General features: G+C 76.2%; 12 protein-coding genes. 4 read left to right on the top strand and 8 right to left on the bottom strand.

What is annotated here, in order from left to right; all coding sequences use genetic code 11:
* Positions 1–69: 69 nt before the first annotated feature.
* The 8 genes from A0J59_RS11670 to A0J59_RS11705 are packed head-to-tail and all read right to left on the bottom strand — an operon-like array spanning position 70 to position 10,769.
* Positions 70–1,194: a glycosyltransferase family 9 protein gene (locus tag A0J59_RS11670; RefSeq protein WP_082918961.1), complete on the bottom strand. Its 1,125-nt coding sequence runs from the start codon at positions 1,192–1,194 to the stop codon at positions 70–72.
* Positions 1,185–1,946: an SDR family oxidoreductase gene (locus A0J59_RS11675; RefSeq protein ID WP_082918962.1), complete on the bottom strand. Its 762-nt coding sequence runs from the start codon at positions 1,944–1,946 to the stop codon at positions 1,185–1,187. Before A0J59_RS11675 ends, A0J59_RS11670 begins: the two co-directional genes overlap by 10 nt.
* The gene (locus A0J59_RS11680) at positions 1,943–4,081 is read right to left on the bottom strand and encodes a PfkB family carbohydrate kinase (protein WP_220084470.1); all 2,139 of its coding nucleotides are present in this window, start codon (positions 4,079–4,081) and stop codon (positions 1,943–1,945) included. The genes A0J59_RS11675 and A0J59_RS11680 overlap by 4 nt, the downstream gene beginning before the upstream one ends.
* Positions 4,078–5,352: a glycosyltransferase gene (locus tag A0J59_RS11685; protein WP_082918963.1), complete on the bottom strand. Its 1,275-nt coding sequence runs from the start codon at positions 5,350–5,352 to the stop codon at positions 4,078–4,080. The genes A0J59_RS11680 and A0J59_RS11685 overlap by 4 nt, the downstream gene beginning before the upstream one ends.
* Positions 5,349–6,359: a glycosyltransferase gene (locus A0J59_RS11690; protein WP_064316203.1), complete on the bottom strand. Its 1,011-nt coding sequence runs from the start codon at positions 6,357–6,359 to the stop codon at positions 5,349–5,351. Before A0J59_RS11690 ends, A0J59_RS11685 begins: the two co-directional genes overlap by 4 nt.
* Positions 6,356–7,444: a glycosyltransferase family 9 protein gene (locus tag A0J59_RS11695; protein WP_064316204.1), complete on the bottom strand. Its 1,089-nt coding sequence runs from the start codon at positions 7,442–7,444 to the stop codon at positions 6,356–6,358. Before A0J59_RS11695 ends, A0J59_RS11690 begins: the two co-directional genes overlap by 4 nt.
* Entirely contained in the window at positions 7,441–9,096 is a 1,656-nt protein-coding gene (locus A0J59_RS22645; RefSeq protein WP_082918964.1) for an HAD-IIIA family hydrolase, read from the bottom strand. The genes A0J59_RS11695 and A0J59_RS22645 overlap by 4 nt, the downstream gene beginning before the upstream one ends.
* On the bottom strand, positions 9,093–10,769 hold the full coding sequence (locus A0J59_RS11705) for a carbamoyltransferase C-terminal domain-containing protein (protein ID WP_053371324.1): 1,677 nt from the start codon (positions 10,767–10,769) through the stop codon (positions 9,093–9,095). Before A0J59_RS11705 ends, A0J59_RS22645 begins: the two co-directional genes overlap by 4 nt.
* Before the next feature lie 186 nt (positions 10,770–10,955).
* On the opposite strand from A0J59_RS11705, the gene A0J59_RS11710 reads away from it, so the two are divergent.
* The 4 genes from A0J59_RS11710 to A0J59_RS11720 all read left to right on the top strand — a co-directional run bounded on the left by A0J59_RS11710 (position 10,956) and on the right by A0J59_RS11720 (position 17,215).
* Positions 10,956–12,395 carry an aldehyde dehydrogenase gene (locus tag A0J59_RS11710; protein WP_082918965.1) on the top strand — a complete coding sequence of 480 codons (1,440 nt, stop codon included), beginning with the start codon at positions 10,956–10,958 and terminating at the stop codon, positions 12,393–12,395.
* The gene (locus A0J59_RS11715; RefSeq protein ID WP_220084471.1) at positions 12,392–12,997 is read left to right on the top strand and encodes an MBL fold metallo-hydrolase; all 606 of its coding nucleotides are present in this window, start codon (positions 12,392–12,394) and stop codon (positions 12,995–12,997) included. Before A0J59_RS11710 ends, A0J59_RS11715 begins: the two co-directional genes overlap by 4 nt.
* A gap of 2 nt (positions 12,998–12,999) precedes the next feature.
* A complete protein-coding gene (locus A0J59_RS22095) occupies positions 13,000–13,188 on the top strand; it encodes a hypothetical protein (protein WP_220084472.1) in 189 nt (62 codons plus the stop codon).
* A 259-nt stretch (positions 13,189–13,447) separates the two neighbouring features.
* Positions 13,448–17,215, top strand: coding sequence for a PQQ-dependent sugar dehydrogenase (locus tag A0J59_RS11720; RefSeq protein ID WP_255365164.1), 3,768 nt, complete (start codon positions 13,448–13,450; stop codon positions 17,213–17,215).
* Positions 17,216–17,224: the final 9 nt, after the last annotated feature.

The raw sequence follows: 17,224 nt of genomic DNA on the forward strand, positions 1-17,224 counted from the left end.
GGATCGGGGGAGGTGGGGCCGGTCATGGTGGGGTCCTTCCATCGGTGCGGGGGTCGAGAACGGGAGAGGTCATGGCTCGACCCTCGGGACCCGGCCGCCCGCCCGCATCTCGACGGCGTCCTCGGGTCCCGCGAGGAGCGAGCGCGCGGCCTCGACGACCTCGTCGACGGTGATCCGGTCGAGCGCCGGGTCGAGGTCGGCGGCGTGCGGGTCGCCGCGGTGCCCGCCGGGCTGCGCGGGCGTCGCGTCGCCGCCGTGCCAGAGCACGACGTGCCGCTCCGGGTCGATCGCCGGGCCCCACGCCGACGGCGGGGTCGGCCCGAACAGGACGGCCGACGGGGTGCCGAAGGCCGTCGCGAGGTGCGCGACGCCCGTGTCGCCGCACACCACGAGGCGTGCCGTCGCGACGACGTCGGCGAGCGCGGGCAGGTCGAGCGTGCCCGCGGTGTCGGTCACCGTGCCCGTCGTCTCCGTCACCCCCGTCGTCTCCTCGAGGGACGCGGCGGCGTCCGCGACGACGCGCGCGCAGAGGTCGCGCTCGTCGGGGCCGCCCGTCACGACGACGTCGTGCCCCGCGGCGGCGAGGTCGCGCGCGACGGCGGCGAAGCGGTCCGCGGGCCAGCGACGCGACCCCGACGCCGCGCCCGGGTGCACGACGACGTGCCGCCCGCGCGCCGCCGGCGGGTCGAGCCGCAGGTCCTCACGCGAGCACGCGCCGCCCGCGGTCGTGACCAGACGGCACCAGCGGTCGACCTCGTGCTCGTCGGGGTCCCAGCCCGGCCCGGCGACCCCGGCCTCGCGCGACGCGTACGCGACGACCTGCTCGGGCGCGGTGTCCAGGAGCACGCGGTGGCTCTGGGGCCCGCTGCCGTGCAGGTTCACGGCGACGTGCCCGGAGGGCGCAGCGCCGGTCACCGCCTCGGACTCCTCGACCCACGCGAGGGGTGCGAGGCCCTGCGCGGGCACCACGCCGTCGACCAGGCCGAGGTCGCGGAGCCAGCCGCCCACCTCCTCCGGCGCGGCGAGCAGGACGCGGCGCCCGGGCCACGCGCGCCGCACGCCCCGCAGGGCCGGGACCGCGGTCAGCGCGTCCCCGAGCCCGAGCGCGCGCAGCACGAGGACCGTGCCCTCGTCCTGCCCGGCGAGCCCCGGCAGGTCGGGCGCCAGCTCGGTCGCGCCCGCCGTCACGGCCACGACGTCTCGCCGGAGGCCATGACGAGCATCTCGCGGATCTCGCAGCCCACGGGCTGGCGCAGCGCGGTGACGACGGCGGCCGCGGTCGCGCGCGGGTCGTTGAGGTCGGCGTCCGGGCCGGGCTTGTACTGCTCGGTCCGGCCGTCGAAGAACGCGGTGCGCATCCCGCCGGGCACGAGGCAGGTCACGCCGACGCGTCCCGCGAGCTCGGCGGCGAGCGCCTGGGAGAAGCCACGCACGGCGAACTTGGACGCGCAGTACGCGGTCGCGTCCGAGACGCCCTTGAGGCCGAGCGTCGACGCGACGGTGACGACCGTCCCGCGCCGCTCCTCGAGGAAGGGCAGCGCGGCGCGCACGACCGCGACCGTGCCGAACAGGTTGACGCGCACGACGCGCTCCCACGCCTCGACGTCGATCTCGTCGAGCCGCCCGCACGCGTCGGTGCCCGCGGCAGTCACGACCGCGTCGGGCGGTCCGACCTCCAGGGCGAGGCGCTCGACCGCCGCGGCAGCCGCGGCGGAGTCGGACAGGTCGACGACCGCGTGGGGCACGCCGCCCGTGGGCGCGACCCGGTCGAGGACGACCGGCTTGCCGCCCGCCGCCGTCACGGCGTCGACGAGCGCGGCGCCCAGGCCGCTCGCGCCGCCCGTGACGTAGACGGTGCCGAGCTCGCGTGGCACCAGGCCCTGGTCGGGCTGCGGGGTGGTCGAGGTGGTCGAGGTGGTCGAGGTGGTCGAGGTGGTCGAGGTCATGCGGTGGTCTCCTCCGTCAGGGTCGGGAGCCCCGGCGCGAACCGCCCGGAGCGTTCGAGGATCGAGGTCGTGGAACGGCCGTCGACGTACGGCAGGACGACGACCCGGCCGCCGTGGCGCCGGACCACCTCCGCCTCCGGCAGGGTCTCCTCGGTGTAGTCGCCGCCCTTCGCCCACACGTCCGGGCGCAGGCGATCGAGCGCGGCGCGCGGGTCGTCCTCGTCGAACACGACGACGGCCGACACGCAGTCGAGCGCCGCGAGGACGCGCGCGCGGTCGGCCTGCCCGACGACGGGGCGCTGCGGCCCCTTGAGCCGCCGCACGGACGCGTCGCCGTTGAGCAGCACGACGAGGTGGTCCCCAAGGCGCGCCGCGGCCTCGAGCGTCGCGACGTGGCCCGCGTGGAGGATGTCGAAGCACCCGCCGGTGGCGACGACGGTGCCCCCGCGGGCGCGCAGGCGCGCCGCCACGTCCTCGGGGGCCGGGTCCGTGGGCGCGGGCGCGGTGACATGCTCCGGCGCCGTCCGTGGGGCCCCGGACGCGTGCCGGGTCGCCGTGTCCGCGCGCCGGCGGTAGCCCTCGGCGCCGCCGGTGGCGACCCACTCCGACGCCGACCCGACCGCGGCGACCACCGCCTCGACGAGCTCGGCGCCGCGCGCGAGCGCGACCGCCACCGTCGAGGCGAACCGGTCGCCCGCGCCACAGGGGTCGCCGTGCGCCACGGTCGCGGGCACGTACGCGGGCTCGCCGTCGGCGCGCGCGACGAACGCGCCGTGCTCGCCCGCGGTGACGCACACCGCCCGGACGCCCCACGCCGCGGCGAGCGACCGGGCGAGGCCGCCCGGGTCGTCGGCGCGCGCCTCCAGACCGAGCGCCTCCGCGGCGTCGAGCGCCTCGGCGAGGTTGGGGGTCACGACCGCGGTCCCGGGCACGGGCGGCCCGCCGCGCGGGTGGGGGTCCCACACGACCGTCCGGTCGCGGGCCGCGTGCTCGAGCGCGTCGCGCACGGGGCCGGCGTGCGTCGTCCCGGCCCCGTAGTCCGAGACGAGGACGACGTCGGCGCCCCCGAGCGCCGCGCGGACGGCGCGCTCGGGCACGTCGTCGGGCCGTGCCGGGCCGCCGTCGTCGACGCGCACGACGGTCTGCCCGCCGGAGCGCACGCGGGTCTTGCGCCGGGTCGTGCCGACCTGCGGCAGCGCGACGACGTCGAGGTGCGGGCGCAGCAGCGCGCGCAGCTCGCCGCCCGCCTCGTCGTCGCCGAACGGCGCGACGAGGCGCACGCGCGCGGCGTCGGCCGCGAGCAGGGCCGTGAGCCCCGCCCCGCCGGGGCTGCGCCGGACGCCGAGCGTGTCGACCACGGGCACCGGTCCGTCGGGGGAGAAGCGCGTCACCTGGCCGTCGACGTCCCGGTCGAGCAGCACGTCGCCGACCACGACGACCCGCGGCCCCTCAGACGTCGTAGGCACCTCGACGGGCGGACCGTCGGCCGTCACGCCAGCCGACTCCTCCCGGGCGGCTGCCTCCCGGTGGCGCACGTGCGCGTCGAGCGCCGCGCACAGCGCGTGGACGACGACGAGGTGGAGCTCCTGGACCGACGAGGTCGACGCCCCGTGCAGGGCGAGCACGTCGTCGCACGCCTCGGCCAGCGAGCAGTCCCGGGGCCCGGTGAGCGCCCACGTCGTGAGGCCGAGGTCGCGCGCGCGGCGCGCCGCGGCGACGACGTTCTCGCTCTCGCCCGACGTGGACAGCAGCACGAGCACGTCGCCGGGCCGCCCGTGCGCGGCGACCTGCCGCGCGTACATCTCGCCGATGCCGTAGTCGTTGACGATCGCGGTGAGGCTCGACGTCTCCGCGTGCAGGCTGATCGCCGACAGCGGCGTGCGCTCGCCGTCGAAGCGCCCCACGAGCTCGGCGGTGAGGTGCTGTGCCTCGGCCGCGCTGCCACCGTTGCCCGCGACGAGCAGGCGCCCGCCCGCGAGCACGGTGTCGGCGAGCCGTGCGCCCCACGCGTCGATCCGGCCCGCCTCGGCGGTGAGCAGGTCGAGGCCGTCGTGCAGGTCCGCGGCGTGGTCGTGCAGCCAGCGTCGGGCCGCGTCCTGCGGGCCGTCGGTGCGCCCGTGCCCGTGCGGGGTCACGGTGCGCTCACCGCCCGCAGCGCGGCGCGCGCGCCGACGACCTGGCGCGCGCGGTCCGGCACGGCGCGGCGTGCGGCCACGACGCGCTCGTACGACTCGGCGGTGCGGGCCGCGACGGTCGACCACCCGTACAGGTGCTCGGCCCGGACGCGTGCGGCCGAGCCCAGGCGCTCCGCGAACGCCGGGTCGTCGGCGAGCCGCCGCAGCGCCGCCGCGAGCGCACCCGGGTCGCGCGGCGGGACGAGCAGGCCGGTGCGTCCGTCGACGACCGAGTCGAGCAGCCCGCCCACGGCCGCGCCGACGACCGGGCGCCCGCACGCGGCCGCCTCGAGGGGGACGATGCCGAACGGCTCGTACCAGGGGTCGCAGACCACGGCGTCGGCCGCGTGCATGAGCTCGCGCACGTCGTCCTGGGTCACGCTGCCCACGAACCGCACCCGGTCCGTCACGCCGCACGCGTCGGCGACGGCGCGCAGCCGGAGCACCTCGGGGTCGGCGTCCAGGTCGTCCGCGGCCGGGCCTCCCGCCACGACGAGCTCGGCGCCCGGCAGCTCCGCGAGCGCCTCGATCACCGTGTCCACGCCCTTGCGCTCGACGAGGCGGCCGACCGAGAGCAGGCGCAGGTGTCCGGGCTCGCGGTGCAGGTGGCCGGTGCGGTCGGCGTCGGGCAGGAACCGGCCGAGGTCGACCCCGCACGGGACGACGTCGATGCGGTCGGGGTCCGCGCCGAGGGCCACGAGCTCGGCGACCTCGTCGGCGCACGTCGCGACGATCCGGTCGACCGCGCGGCACAGCAGGCGCTCGCGCGCGACGCGCTCGGCCGGGCTCGTGTCCTGCGCGCCCTGGTGGCGGCGCTTGACGGACCCCAGGGCGTGGAACGTCTGCACGAGCGGGACGCCGAGCGCGGGCGCGGACAGCAGGCCCGCGATCCCGGACATCCAGAAGTGCGCGTGCACGACGTCGGGGCGCGGCCCGGGCTCGATCCACCGCCGCAGCAGGTCCGCGCCGAACGCGTCCATGTGAGGGAGCAGGTCGTCCTTGGGCACGGCCACGGGCGGGCCGGCGTCCACGTGGACGACGTCCACGCCGCGCGCGAGGGGCACGCGCTCGGGGAGGGACGCGTCGTCGCGGCGCGTGAACACCTCGACGCGGTGGCCCTGGGCACCGAGCCGGGTGGCGAGCGACGCGACGTGGACGTTCTGCCCGCCCGCGTCGACGCCGCCGAGCGCGGCGAGGGGGCTGGCGTGCTCGGAGATCATCGCGATCTTCATGAGGTCACCTCCGTCAGGACCGTGTCCCAGCGCCGCAGGAACGCGGCGTGGGAGTAGTGCTCGAGCACGTGGGCGCGCGCCGCCCGGCCGTGCTCGCGTGCGTCGTCGGGGTCGGCGAGCCAGCGCCGCGCCGTCGCGGCGAGCTCGTCGGGGCGGGAGCTGAGGCGCCCCGCCGCCGGGGGCACCGCGACGGGCGCCTCCGTCGTCGGCAGCGCGAGGACGGGCAGGCCGAGCGCCATCGCCTCCAGGAGCGAGAGCCCGAGGCTCGTCCAGCGGTAGGGGTGCAGGTAGGCGCGCGACGTCGCGAGCCGCGCGTGCATCGCGGCCTGCGGGACGTCGTCGTGCAGGCCGTGCGGCAGATCGTGCGGCGCGGCGCCGGGCGGTGCGGAGAGGTGCTCGGCGAGCTTGCCGACGCCCATGCCGTAGACGTCGAGCGGCACGTGGCGGCCGAGGCCCACGAGCACGTCGGTCCCGGCGACGCGCCAGCGCCGCACCGGCTCGTTGACGACGGCGCCGACGCTCGCCCGCTCACCGGTGTAGAGGGGGCCGGGGTCGGGGATGCCGTGGTCGACGACGAGCGTGCGCGCGTCGCCCGTGTCCCACATGAGCGCGTTGAAGGCCGTCACGTGCACGATCGGGACGAGGCCCTCCTCGACGACGTCGAGGTCGGCGAGCGGGTGCCGCGTCGCGGCCGCGGGGCCGGTGGGCGCGTTGTGCTCGACGTAGACGGCCGGGACGTCGCGGCCGGGCACGAGCCCGGTCCAGCGGCGCAGCAGCTCGACCTCCTCCGGGCGCTGGAGCACCACGACGTCGACCGCGCCGTCCGCCGCGAGGTCGGCGAGCTCGTGCGGCGTCACCTCGCGCGCGCCGGGCGGCCAGTCCCACGTCCGGGCGCGGCCACGGCCGTCCGGCCCGCGGTCAGGGACGACGGGGACGAGGTACTCGTGACCGCCCGCGACGAACGCCGTCGCCCACGACCCGTGCACGTGCCAGACGAGGATCCTCATCGCGCCACCCCCGCCGCCCAGGCCGTCGTGGTGCGGCCCGGGCGGGGCCGGGGAGTCCCGACGACGTGGGGGGCCTCGAGCCGCGCGACGGCGGCGACGACGTCGTCGGGCTCGATCCCGCCCAGGCACGGGTGCCCGGCGACCGGGCAGACCCGGGCGCGCGTGTCGCGGCACCCGGCGTGCTGGTCGCCCAGCACGACCACCGGCACCCCCCAGGGGGCCCACCGCTCGGCCGGGACCACGGGCGCGAAGAGGGACACGACGGGCGTGCCCACCGCGGCGGCGAGGTGCGCGGGGCCGGTGTTGCCCACCACGACGCACCGCGCGCCCGCGAGCACGGCGGCCAGGCCCGCGAGGTCGGTGCGGCCCGAGAGGTCCCGGGCGCGACCGTCCGCGACGTGGGCGCCCAGCGCTGCCTCGCCCGGGCCGCCCGTGACGACGACCTGCCGGCCGGACGCCACGAGCGCCGCGACGAGGTCCCGCGCGTGGTCGGGCGCCGGTGCGCGGGCGGGCACCGACGCGCCCGGGTGCACGACGACGTACGGACCGGCGGGCACGAGGTCCGCGACGTCCGGGAGCGGGCGGCGCACGCGCAGCGCGTCACCGTCGGGCGGCCCGCCGAACCCCGCGGCGCGCACGAGGTCGAGCGCCGCCTCCACCTCGTGCAGCCCGGCCGGGCGGGTGTGGCGCACGTCGAGGAGCGAACCGGGGTAGTCCTCGCTCACCGCGGCGACGTGCTCGACCCCCGCGAGCCGGAGGAGCATCGCCGCGGGCAGCGGGCTCTGGTGGAACGAGGTGAAGACGACCGCGGCGGCATAGCGCCGCGCGGCGAGCGTCGCGACGAGGTCGAGCACGCGCGTGCGGTCCACGGGCGGGGGCCGGTAGCCGGACCACGGCGCGTCGAACACGAGCACGTCGCGCACGTCCGGGAGCAGGCGTGCCGCGGCGTGCCCCGCGGGCGCCGCCAGCACGTCGACCTGGCCGCCGCGGGCCGCGACCGCGTGCGCCATCGCCCGGATCGCGGGGCCCGTGAGCAGCACGTCGCCGTCGCTGTCGAGGCGCACGGCGAGCACGTCGGCGCTCATGCCGCCCGCTCCTCGGTGCGGGACGCGCCCTGCGGGTCGGCGGCGTCCGGGTCGGCGTCGGTGTCGGTGGCGGCGCCGGGAAGGCGGTCGTCGAGCGCGCGAACGGCGTCGGCGAGGTCGGTCGCGACGCGGGGCGCGGCGGCGACCTCCTCGGGGCGCGTCACGGGCGTCGGCACGAGGACCGGCGTCGCGCCCGCGGCGAGCGCCGCACCGACGTCGGCGCCGATGTCGCCGACGACCGCGCACCGCCACGGCTCGACGCCGAGCGCGTCCGCCGCCGCGAGCACCAGGCCCGGGCCGGGCTTGCGGCACGCGCACGCGTCCTCCGGTGCGTGCGGGCACACCTGCCACGTCTCGAACGGGCCGAGCAGCTCCTCGACGCGCGCGTCCACCGCGTCGACCTGCACGCGCGTGAGGAGCCCGCGTCCGATCCCGGACTGGTTGGACACCACGCCGAGCCGGATCCCGCGGGCGCGCAGGTCGTCCAGCACGGCGCGCGCGTCGTCGACGGGGCGCACCGCCGCGGGGTCGCCGTTGTACGGCACGTCGTGCACGAGCGTGCCGTCGCGGTCGAGCAGCACGGCCGCGAGCGGCGGGGGCCACGGGTCGAGCCCGCGGCGGGCGGCGAGCGTGCCCGCGACGCGGTGCCCCACGGCGGCGAACGGGATGGCGGCGCTCGTCCAGGTCATGCGGCGCAGCTCGGGACCGAACGCGTCGTCGCCCGGTCGCGGTCCGGGCGCGAGCCGGCGGCCGAGGAACTGCGCCGTGAGACCGGCCCAGGCGAGGGCGCCGAGTGCCGCGACGCGCGGGCGCCGTGCGAGCAGCCCGCCGAGGCCGAGGCCCGCGGCGGCGACGGTCGCGACGTGCCACGCGAGGCGGCCGCGGCCCGTCTCGGCGCGCTCGCGCCACCGCGGCCCGTGCAGGGCGCGGAAGGTGGCGTCGTCGCGCGTGCCGGCCTGGACGCGCAGGCTCACCGCGTCGTCGGCGGGCCGCACGGGATGGGTCGTCGTGCGCGCGCCGTGCACGAGCGCCCACCCTGCGTCGCGCACGCGCAGCGCCAGGTCGGCGTCCTCGCGGTACGCGCGCGGGAAGCGCTCGTCGAACCCGCCGACCTCCTCGAGCGCGGCGCGGCGGTACGCCATGTCGGCGGTCGCCCACGCCGCGCGCTCCAGGCCCGCGGTCCCGCGCTCCCAGTCCGTCGGCCGCCGGTCGGCGGGCAGCGGCACGTGGAGCCTTCCCTGCACCCCGCCGGTGCGCGGCGCCGCGGTCGCGAGGTCGCGCTCCAGGAGCTCGCCCCAGCCCGCCGGGAGCTCGACGTCGTCGTCGAGGAACACGACCCACGGCGCGGCGGTCGAGCGCCACCCCGCGTTGCGGGCCGCGGCCGGTCCGCGGCCGCCCGTGCGCACGACGCGCGCGCCGAGCGCTCGCCCGGCGGCGCCGAGATCGAGCGGCGCCGGGACCTCGCCCGCGGCCCCGGCGCGCGGCAGGCGGCGGTCGTCGGCCACGACCACCTCGGCGGGCCCGGTGGCGCCGGCCTCGTCGTGCCGGGCGACCAGCGTCTCCAGGAGCCGGTCGAGCGACGGGCGACCGATCGAGGGCACGACGACGGCGTACGGCACCGGGGACGCGGGGCGGGCGGCGGGCGTGCTCATGCCGTCACCTCCGCGGGCGCGGCGAACACGTCCGGCCGGCGCACGAGGTGCGGGCCCAGCACGAGCGCGTCGACGGGTGCGGAGCCGAAGAGCTCGAGCGCGTCGCGGGGGTCGTCGACCATGGGGCGGCCCGCGGTGTTGAGGCTCGTGTTGACCACGACGGGAAGGCCGGTGAGCTCCTTGAACGCGCGGATCGTCGCCTGGAGGCGCGGCGTCGAGTCGTCGACGGTCTGGATGCGCGCGGTGCCGTCCACGTGCACGACAGCCGCGATGCGCTCGCGCCACGCGGGCGCGACGTCGTGCACGAAGAGCATGTAGGGGCTGGGGACCGGCCCGCCGGAGAAGATCTCCGGCGCGTCCTCCAGCAGCACCATGGGGGCGACCGGGCGGAACTGCTCGCGCCCCTTGACGTCGTTGAGCCGCTCGAGGTTCTCCACCGGGCCGGGGTGCGCGAGCAGCGAGCGGTGCCCGAGCGCGCGCGGCCCGAGCTCCGCGCGGCCGTCGAACCACGCGACGATCCCGTCGTCCGCGAGGATCCGCCCGACCTCGGCCGGCAGGTCGTCCGGCGTCGTGAACGGCACCTTCGCGGTGCGCAGCCAGCGCGCGATCGCCTCGTCGCCCCAGGAGCGGCCGAGCGCCGCCGAGCCCATCGGCTCCACGGTGTCGCCGGCCTCGGCCGCGAGCTGGAGCGCCGCCCCGAGGGCCGTCCCCGCGTCGCCCGCGGCCGGCTGGACCCAGACCTCCTCGAACGGCGACTCGCGCCAGACGCGCGAGTTCGCGACGCAGTTCAGCGCCGTCCCGCCCGCCATGGTCAGCACGCGGTCGCCCGTCTGCCCGTGGAGCCACGTCGCGAGGTCGACGAGCACCTCCTCGAGCCGCGCCTGCACCGAGGCCGCCAGGTCGGCGTGCTCGGCGCGCCCGCCGTGCTCGGTGCCCCACGTGCCGTCGTCGGTGCGCGGGGGAGCCCAGCGCTCCCAGTCGGGCACCTCCGCGACGAACCCGCCGTCCCCGGTCGCGTACAGGACCTCGCGCAGGTCGTCGAGGAAGCGGGGCTCGCCGTAGGAGGCGAGCGCCATGACCTTGTACTCGTCGCTCGACCGGAGGAACCCGAGGTGCTCGGTGAGCGACTCGTAGACGAGCCCGAGGGAGTGAGGGAGCTCCTGGCTCGCGAGCACCTCCAGGTGGCCGTGGTCGTAGCGGCCCGCGAGGTGGGACGAGCGCTCCCCGCGACCGTCGAGCGACAGGACGCTCGCGACCGGGAACGGCGAGGCGAGCGCGGCCGACGCGGCGTGCGCGACCTCGTGCGGCACGAACCGGACGGTCGACGGCGACAGGCCCGGCAGCGCGGTGGCGAGGAACTGGGGCGCGCGCTCCGCGTACTGCACGCGCAGCCAGTCCCACGGGTCCGGCAGCCCCATCTCCTCGGCGGGCTTGGCGAGCGCCGGGTCGAACGAGTAGGCGACGGCGTCGAGGTCCTGGGGGCGCAGCCCGCCCTCCTCGAGGCACCAGGCCATCGCCTTCTCCGGCAGCTCCCACGCCGCGAACGGGAGCGGGCGCTTGCCGTGCTTGCGCCGCGAGAAGCGTTCCTCCTCCGCGGCGGCGACGACGCGCCCGTCGACGACGAGGGCGGCGGACGGGTCGTGGAACAGGGCGTTGACACCGAGGACGCGCATGGGGCTGCGAGCCTCCCTGGATCGGGTCAGGCTCGTGGTGCGCCTCGAGAACGTGGGGCACCGCCTGACGCGTGCGGGTCGGCTCTGCTGCAACCCCGACTTCACCCTCACCCGGAGAAGCGCTTCTCGCACGCCCACGGCGCACCTATGGGTAGTTCTCTTCGTGTCAGTCGCCGGGAGGCCCGCATGACCACGTCCACCGCCCCGACCACTCCTCGCCCGGACCTGTCCGCGACCGCCGCGGCAGACCGCCGCCTCGAGCGGACCGACCCCGCGACCGGGCGCCCCGCCGCCCCGGTCCGGTGCGCGACGGCCGACGAGGTCGACGCCGCCGTCCGCGCCGCCGCGGCCGCCTGGCCCGCGTGGCGCGCGACCGCGCCGGCCGACCGCGCGGCCGCCCTGCGCGCAGCGGCGCGGTCCGTGCGCGACGCCGCCGACGAGCTCGGCGCGCTGCTGCGGGTGACGACGGGGCGGCTCGAGGCGGAGGCGCGCGCCTCGGCCGAGGTCGCGGCGGACCTGCTCGACGAGGCCGCGGTCGCGGGGCTCGGGCGCGCCGGACGCGTCCTCGCCGGGGACCCGGCGGCGCTGGACGTCGTGCGCCGCGAGCCGCGCGGCGTCGTCGCGGTGATCACGCCGTGGAACGACCCGTACCCCGCCGCCGCCGGGCTGCTCGCCGCGGCGCTCGTCACCGGCAACGCGGTCGTGCACAAGCCGTCCGAGCGCAGCGACGCGCCCGGGGTCCGCCTGGCCGAGCTCGTGGCCGCGGCCCTCCCTGCCGACGTGCTGCGCGTCGTGAGCGGGGACGGCGGGACGGGCGAGGCGCTCGTCGCCCACGACGGCGTCGCGCTCGTCGCCCACGTCGGGTCGACGGCCGCGGGGCGCCGGATCGCGGCCGTCGCCGGGGCGCGCGGCGCGAAGGTGCTGCTCGAGAACGGCGGCAAGGACCCGCTCGTCGTCGACGCGGGCGTGGACCCCGTCCTCGCCGCGCGCCAGATCGCGACGGGCGCGTTCACGAACGGCGGGCAGCTCTGCACCGCGGTCGAGCGCGCCTACGTCGTCGAGGAGGTCGCGGACGCGGTCGTCGCCGAGCTCGCGCGCCTCGCGGACGCGGTCGTGGTGGGCGACCCCGGCGACGACGCCACGACGATGGGGCCGCTCGTCGACGACGAACAGCTCGGCGTCGTGGAGGAGCACGTGCGGGAGGCGCTCGCGGCGGGCGCGGAGCTCGTCACCGGCGCGCGACGGCTCGACCGGCCGGGGTCGTACTACGCGCCGACCGTGCTCGACCGGTGCCCGGACGACGTCGACCTCCTCACCGCCGAGACGTTCGGGCCCGTCGCGCCGGTCGTGCGCGTGGCGGACTTCGACGAGGCCCTGCGCCGCGCGTCCGCGTCGGCCTACGGTCTCGCGGCGACCGTGCTCACGCCGTCGCTCGCCCACGCGCTGCGCGCGGCGGACGTGCTCGACGTCGGCACGGTCAAGGTCAACGCGGTGTTCGGCGGCGCGCCGGGCGGCTCGGCGGACCCGCGCCGCGGCAGCGGCGGGGGAGCGGGGTACGGGCCGGACCTGCTCGACGAGCTCACGGTGCGCAAGTCGGTCCACCTCGAAGGGCTGGGCGCGCCGTGAGCGACGCCGCGAGCGCGACGCTCACGTTCGGCGGCACGGCGACGGCGCTCCTGCGGTTCGGGCGCTTCACCGTGCTCACCGACCCGAACTTCCTGCACCGCGGCCAGTGGGCGTACCTCGGCAAGGGGCTCGCGTCGCGGCGGCGCACCGAGCCGGCGTTCGGGCCGACCGGGCTGCCGCCGCTCGACGCGGTCGTCCTGTCGCACCTGCACGGCGACCACTTCGACCGCGTCGCGCGGCGCGGCCTGACCCGCCAGGTCCCGCTCCTCACCACGCCGTCCGCGGCGCGGCGCCTCGCGCGTCACCACTTCGCGACGGTGGGCATGCCGACCGGCGCGGTCGAGACCTTCCGGTCGGGCAAGGAGACCCTCGACGTGGAGTCGGTCCCGGCGATCCACGCGCGGGGCGCCCTCCGCGCGCTCCTGCCGGAGGTCATGGGCACCGGTACACGCACCGTGTCGACGGACGGCGCCAGACCCAGGTCTACGTCACGGGCGACACGCTCACCGGGGACCACGTCGACGTCGTCGCGCGCGCGTTCCCGCACCTGGACTCGGTCGTCGCGCACCTCGGGGGGACGCGCATCCTCGGCCGGACCGTGACGATGGACGACGTCCAGGGGGCCGACCTGGTGCGGCGCGTCGGGGTGCCGCTCGTGGTGCCGGTCCACCACGACGACTACGGGGTCTTCCGCAGCCCCCTGCGCGACTTCCTCGCGCGCTCGCCCGAGCTCCCGGGGGTCGAGCTGCGCCCCGTCGCGCGAGGCGCGACCGTCAGCCTCCGCATTGACTGACCGACTTCCAAGGATTCGCCGACGCAAGAAATGTCGATGAGTATCGACTTTTGACTTGGCACGGACGAAAGTCACCCGTAGGGTCGGTCCCAGTGCGACGGCGGGGCATCGCACCCTCCGTCGCACCGGGCCTCCTGAGGCCCTGCCCATCCGAGCCGACCGATCAGCGGTGATCGTCGTGCCGCGGCATCAAGGATCGATGCGCAGCACTGCTGGACCGGGGATCACCGTCTACTCGTTACGCGTCAAGGAGGACGTTGTGCACAGACGACCAACCACGAGCCGTCGCAGGCTCGCCCGAGGTGTCGCCGCGGTCCTGTCCGCGGCAGTGCTGGTACCGCTGTCGATCAGCGGAGCCGGCGCGCACCCCGGGCACGAGGAAGCGACACCGGCCGCCGACGAGGCGACCGACTGGGACAGCTACGAGAAGGTGCTGCTCAGCAAGAACACCGGCGAGCCGATCGACCTCGCCGTCCTGCCCGACTCCCGGGTCCTGCACACCGCGCGCGACGGCGTCGTGCGCCTCACCGACTCCGCCACGGGGCTGACCACCCAGATCGCGGACCTCGACGTCTACTCCAACTCGGAGGACGGGCTCCAGGGCATCTCGCTCGACCCGAACTTCGAGGAGAACCACTTCCTGTACCTGGTCTACGCGCCCCGCGTGATGGAGGGCACGTCGCCCTCCGGCGTGGAGTACCCGGAGACGACCCCGTCGGGGAGCGCGCCGAACTCGCTGCCGGCCGGCGAGGACGAGAGCTACTGGGACCGGTGGCTCGGGTACAACCAGCTGTCGCGGTTCACGTGGGACCCCGCGACCGACGCCATCGACCTCTCCACCGAGCGCGCGATCCTCAAGGTCGACGCGCAGCGCGGGCAGTGCTGCCACGTCGGCGCGGACATGGCCTGGGACGACGAGGGGAACCTGTTCCTCTCCACGGGTGACAACACTCCCGCCAGCACGCCGGGCGCGAACGGCTACGCGCCGAACAACAACGCCCCGGGCATGAACCCCGGCTTCGACGACCGTCGCGGGGCCGGCAGCACCAACGACCTGCGCGGCAAGATCCTGCGGATCAACCCGATCGAGGACCTCGCGGCCGGCACCGAGGTGGGTCCGGGGACCACGTACACCATCCCCGAGGGCAACCTCTTCGACGACCCGCAGTACGACGACGTCCGGGACCTCGTGCGCGACGAGACCTACGTCATGGGCCTGCGCAACCCGTTCCGGATCGACTACGACGTCGAGTCCGGCGCGCTCGTGTGGGGCGACTACGGCCCCGACGCGGCCGCCGCGGACCCGAACCGCGGCCCGATGGGCTACGTCGAGTGGCAGCTCACGACCGAGCCGATGAACGGCGGCTGGCCCTACTGCCACGGTCCCAACGCGAACTACAACGAGTGGGACTACGCCACGTCGACGCCGGGCGAGTTCTTCGACTGCGAGGCGGGCGCCGTCAACAACTCGACGTGGAACACCGGCCTGGACGTCCTGCCGCCGGCCACCGCGCCGCAGGTCTACTACGGCGACAAGGCCGGCGACCAGCCCGAGCTGCTCGACCCGCTGGCGGAGTGGGGCGGCACCGGTCAGGCCCCGATGGGCGGCCCGATCTACCGCTTCGACGAGAACCTCGACTCGGACGTCAAGTTCCCCGAGTACTGGGACGGTCACCCGCTCATGGCGGAGTTCTCGCAGGACTACGTCGCGGCGTTCACGCTGGACGAGCTGACGTCGGACGGCGAGGTCACCGCGGTCGAGGACTTCCTGCCGAACGCCCACCTGGAGTCGGTCAACCAGCCGATCTGGGACAACGTCATGGACATGGAGTTCGGTCCGGACGGCGCCCTGTACGTGCTGGAGTACGGTGACGGCTTCTTCCGCCAGAACCCGGACGCCGGCCTGTACAAGGTCGTCTACGGGTCGTCGAACACCCACCCGCGGGCCTTCATCTCGGCCGACCCGGTCTCGGGCAGCACCGCCCCGCTCGAGGTGACCTTCGACGCGTCGGCCTCCACCGACGCCGAGACCCCGGCCGGCGAGCTCGTCTACGACTGGGACTTCGACTCCGACGGCGTCTACGACGCCCAGGGCGTGAGCGTCACGCACACGTTCACCGAGCTCGGCCAGTTCAACGTGCAGCTGCGCGTCACCGACGCGGGCGGCAACTTCGGCCTGGCGATCCAGCAGATCACGGTCGGCAACACCGCCCCCGTCATCACCCTGGACCAGCCGGACGGCGCCATCTTCAACTGGGGCGACGCCGTCTCGTACACCGTCTCGGTCGAGGACGCCGAGGACGGCGACCAGCCGACGTGCCGCAACATCCAGTACACGTTCGGTCTCGGCCACAACACGCACGCGCACCCCGAGGTGAGCGGGCGGGCCGCGGACACCGAGGCCGGCTGCGGCTTCACGATCCAGACCAGCGAGAACGCCGTCGAGCACGGCGAGGGCGAGAAGATCTACGGCACCCTCGTCGTGACCTACACGGACCAGGCGCAGGGCAGCGTCCCGGCCATCCGGGGCGAGGCGACGCACATCCTCAAGCCCGAGGAGCAGCAGGCGGAGTGGTACGACGCCGCCGAGGGCATCGAGGTCGTGCCGGGCACGGACGCCGACGCCGGGTACTACGTGTCGTCCCTCGACGCGGGCGACTCGTTCTCCTACTCGCCGATCAGCCTCGTCCACGCCCCGAGCGGCGAGCCCATCACCGAGGTCACCGTGCGCGGACGCGGCGAGGGCACCGTCTCCCTGGGGTGGGAGGGCGCCGACGGCGAGAGCACGCAGGCGCTCGCCGACCTCGAGTTCTCGGGCGACGCCTGGCAGGAGGTCACGCAGACGCTGACGGACGTGCCGGAGGGCTCCGGCTCGGTCGTCGTCACCAGTACCGGTGGGGTCGACGTCGACAACCTGCTCTTCGCCGTCGGCGACGGGACGGGCGAGCCGGTCACCGTGCCGGTGGACCAGGTCTCGATCCAGATGTTCTCGCTCATCCCGTGGGTGAACGAGGTCGGCCTGGAGGCCGTCCTGGAGCGCCTCAGCGAGATCGGGCTCAAGAACATCGAGCCGTTCGGCGGCAACTTCGCGGGCTACACGGCCGAGGAGTTCCGGGCGCTCGCCGACTCGTACGGCCTCAGCGTGAAGTCGTCGCACTACGACGTGAACGAGGCGACGTTCGACGCGACGCTGGACTACGTCACGACGCTGGGCCAGGAGTACGTGGGCTCGGGTGGCTTCCCCTCGCCGGGGATCGGCACCTACGAGAACACGCTCGCCACGGCCGAGGCCATGAACCGGCTCGGTCAGCGCACCGTCGACGCGGGGCTCGAGAAGTTCTTCGGGCACAACCACGACGGCGAGTTCCGCACGACGTACGAGCACGAGGGCGAGACGCTCTCCGCCTGGGAGATCCTGGTCCGCGAGACCGACCCGGACCTCGTCACGTTCCAGCTGGACGTGGCGTGGGCGGCGCACGCGGGCGTCGACGTCCCGGCCCTCATCGAGGAGTACGGCGACCGGATCGAGCTCCTGCACGTCAAGGACGCGACCGGTCTGAACGCGGGCGGACGCCCGACGTTCACCAACCTCGGCGAGGGTGAGGTCCCGCTCCAGGAGATCCTCACCGCCGCGCAGGAGGCCGGCGTCGCGTACTACGTCATGGAGTGGGACATGGCTCCGGACGGCGAGGACTTCGCGGCCACGGGCTTCGAGTACCTCACCGGCCTCCCGGCCGGCGAGCCCGCACCCGACGTCACGGTGACCGCGCAGGCGCGCTGCCTCGCGGGCAACGCGTACGTGGCGGTCCGCGTCCTCAACGAGGACGAGGTCCCGCTGACGGTCACGCTCGAGACGCCGTACGGCAGCAAGACCTTCGAGAACGTGGCACCGGGCAAGAACGCGTACCAGTCGTTCAACGCGCGGGCCGACGAGGTCGCGGCCGGCACGGCGACGGTCTCGGTGACCGACGCCGAGGGGCGGACGGGCACGGTCACGTCCGAGTACGACGCCGTGTCGTGCGGCTGACGCCACCGA

It is taken from the genome of Cellulosimicrobium sp. I38E (genome assembly GCF_001647255.1).
Lineage (GTDB): Bacteria > Actinomycetota > Actinomycetes > Actinomycetales > Cellulomonadaceae > Cellulosimicrobium > Cellulosimicrobium cellulans_E.

Excerpts from the sequence above, each read along its gene's own strand:
- A0J59_RS11675 (WP_082918962.1), bottom strand. The coding sequence starts at position 1,946 with ATGACCTCGACCACCTCGACCACCTCGACCACCTCGACCACCTCGACC.
- A0J59_RS11685 (WP_082918963.1), bottom strand. The coding sequence starts at position 5,352 with ATGAAGATCGCGATGATCTCCGAGCACGCCAGCCCCCTCGCCGCGCTC.
- A0J59_RS11690 (WP_064316203.1), bottom strand. The coding sequence starts at position 6,359 with ATGAGGATCCTCGTCTGGCACGTGCACGGGTCGTGGGCGACGGCGTTC.
- A0J59_RS11695 (WP_064316204.1), bottom strand. The coding sequence starts at position 7,444 with ATGAGCGCCGACGTGCTCGCCGTGCGCCTCGACAGCGACGGCGACGTG.
- A0J59_RS22645 (WP_082918964.1), bottom strand. The coding sequence starts at position 9,096 with ATGAGCACGCCCGCCGCCCGCCCCGCGTCCCCGGTGCCGTACGCCGTC.
- A0J59_RS11705 (WP_053371324.1), bottom strand. The coding sequence starts at position 10,769 with ATGCGCGTCCTCGGTGTCAACGCCCTGTTCCACGACCCGTCCGCCGCC.
- A0J59_RS11710 (WP_082918965.1), top strand. The coding sequence starts at position 10,956 with ATGACCACGTCCACCGCCCCGACCACTCCTCGCCCGGACCTGTCCGCG.
- A0J59_RS22095 (WP_220084472.1), top strand. The coding sequence starts at position 13,000 with ATGGACGACGTCCAGGGGGCCGACCTGGTGCGGCGCGTCGGGGTGCCG.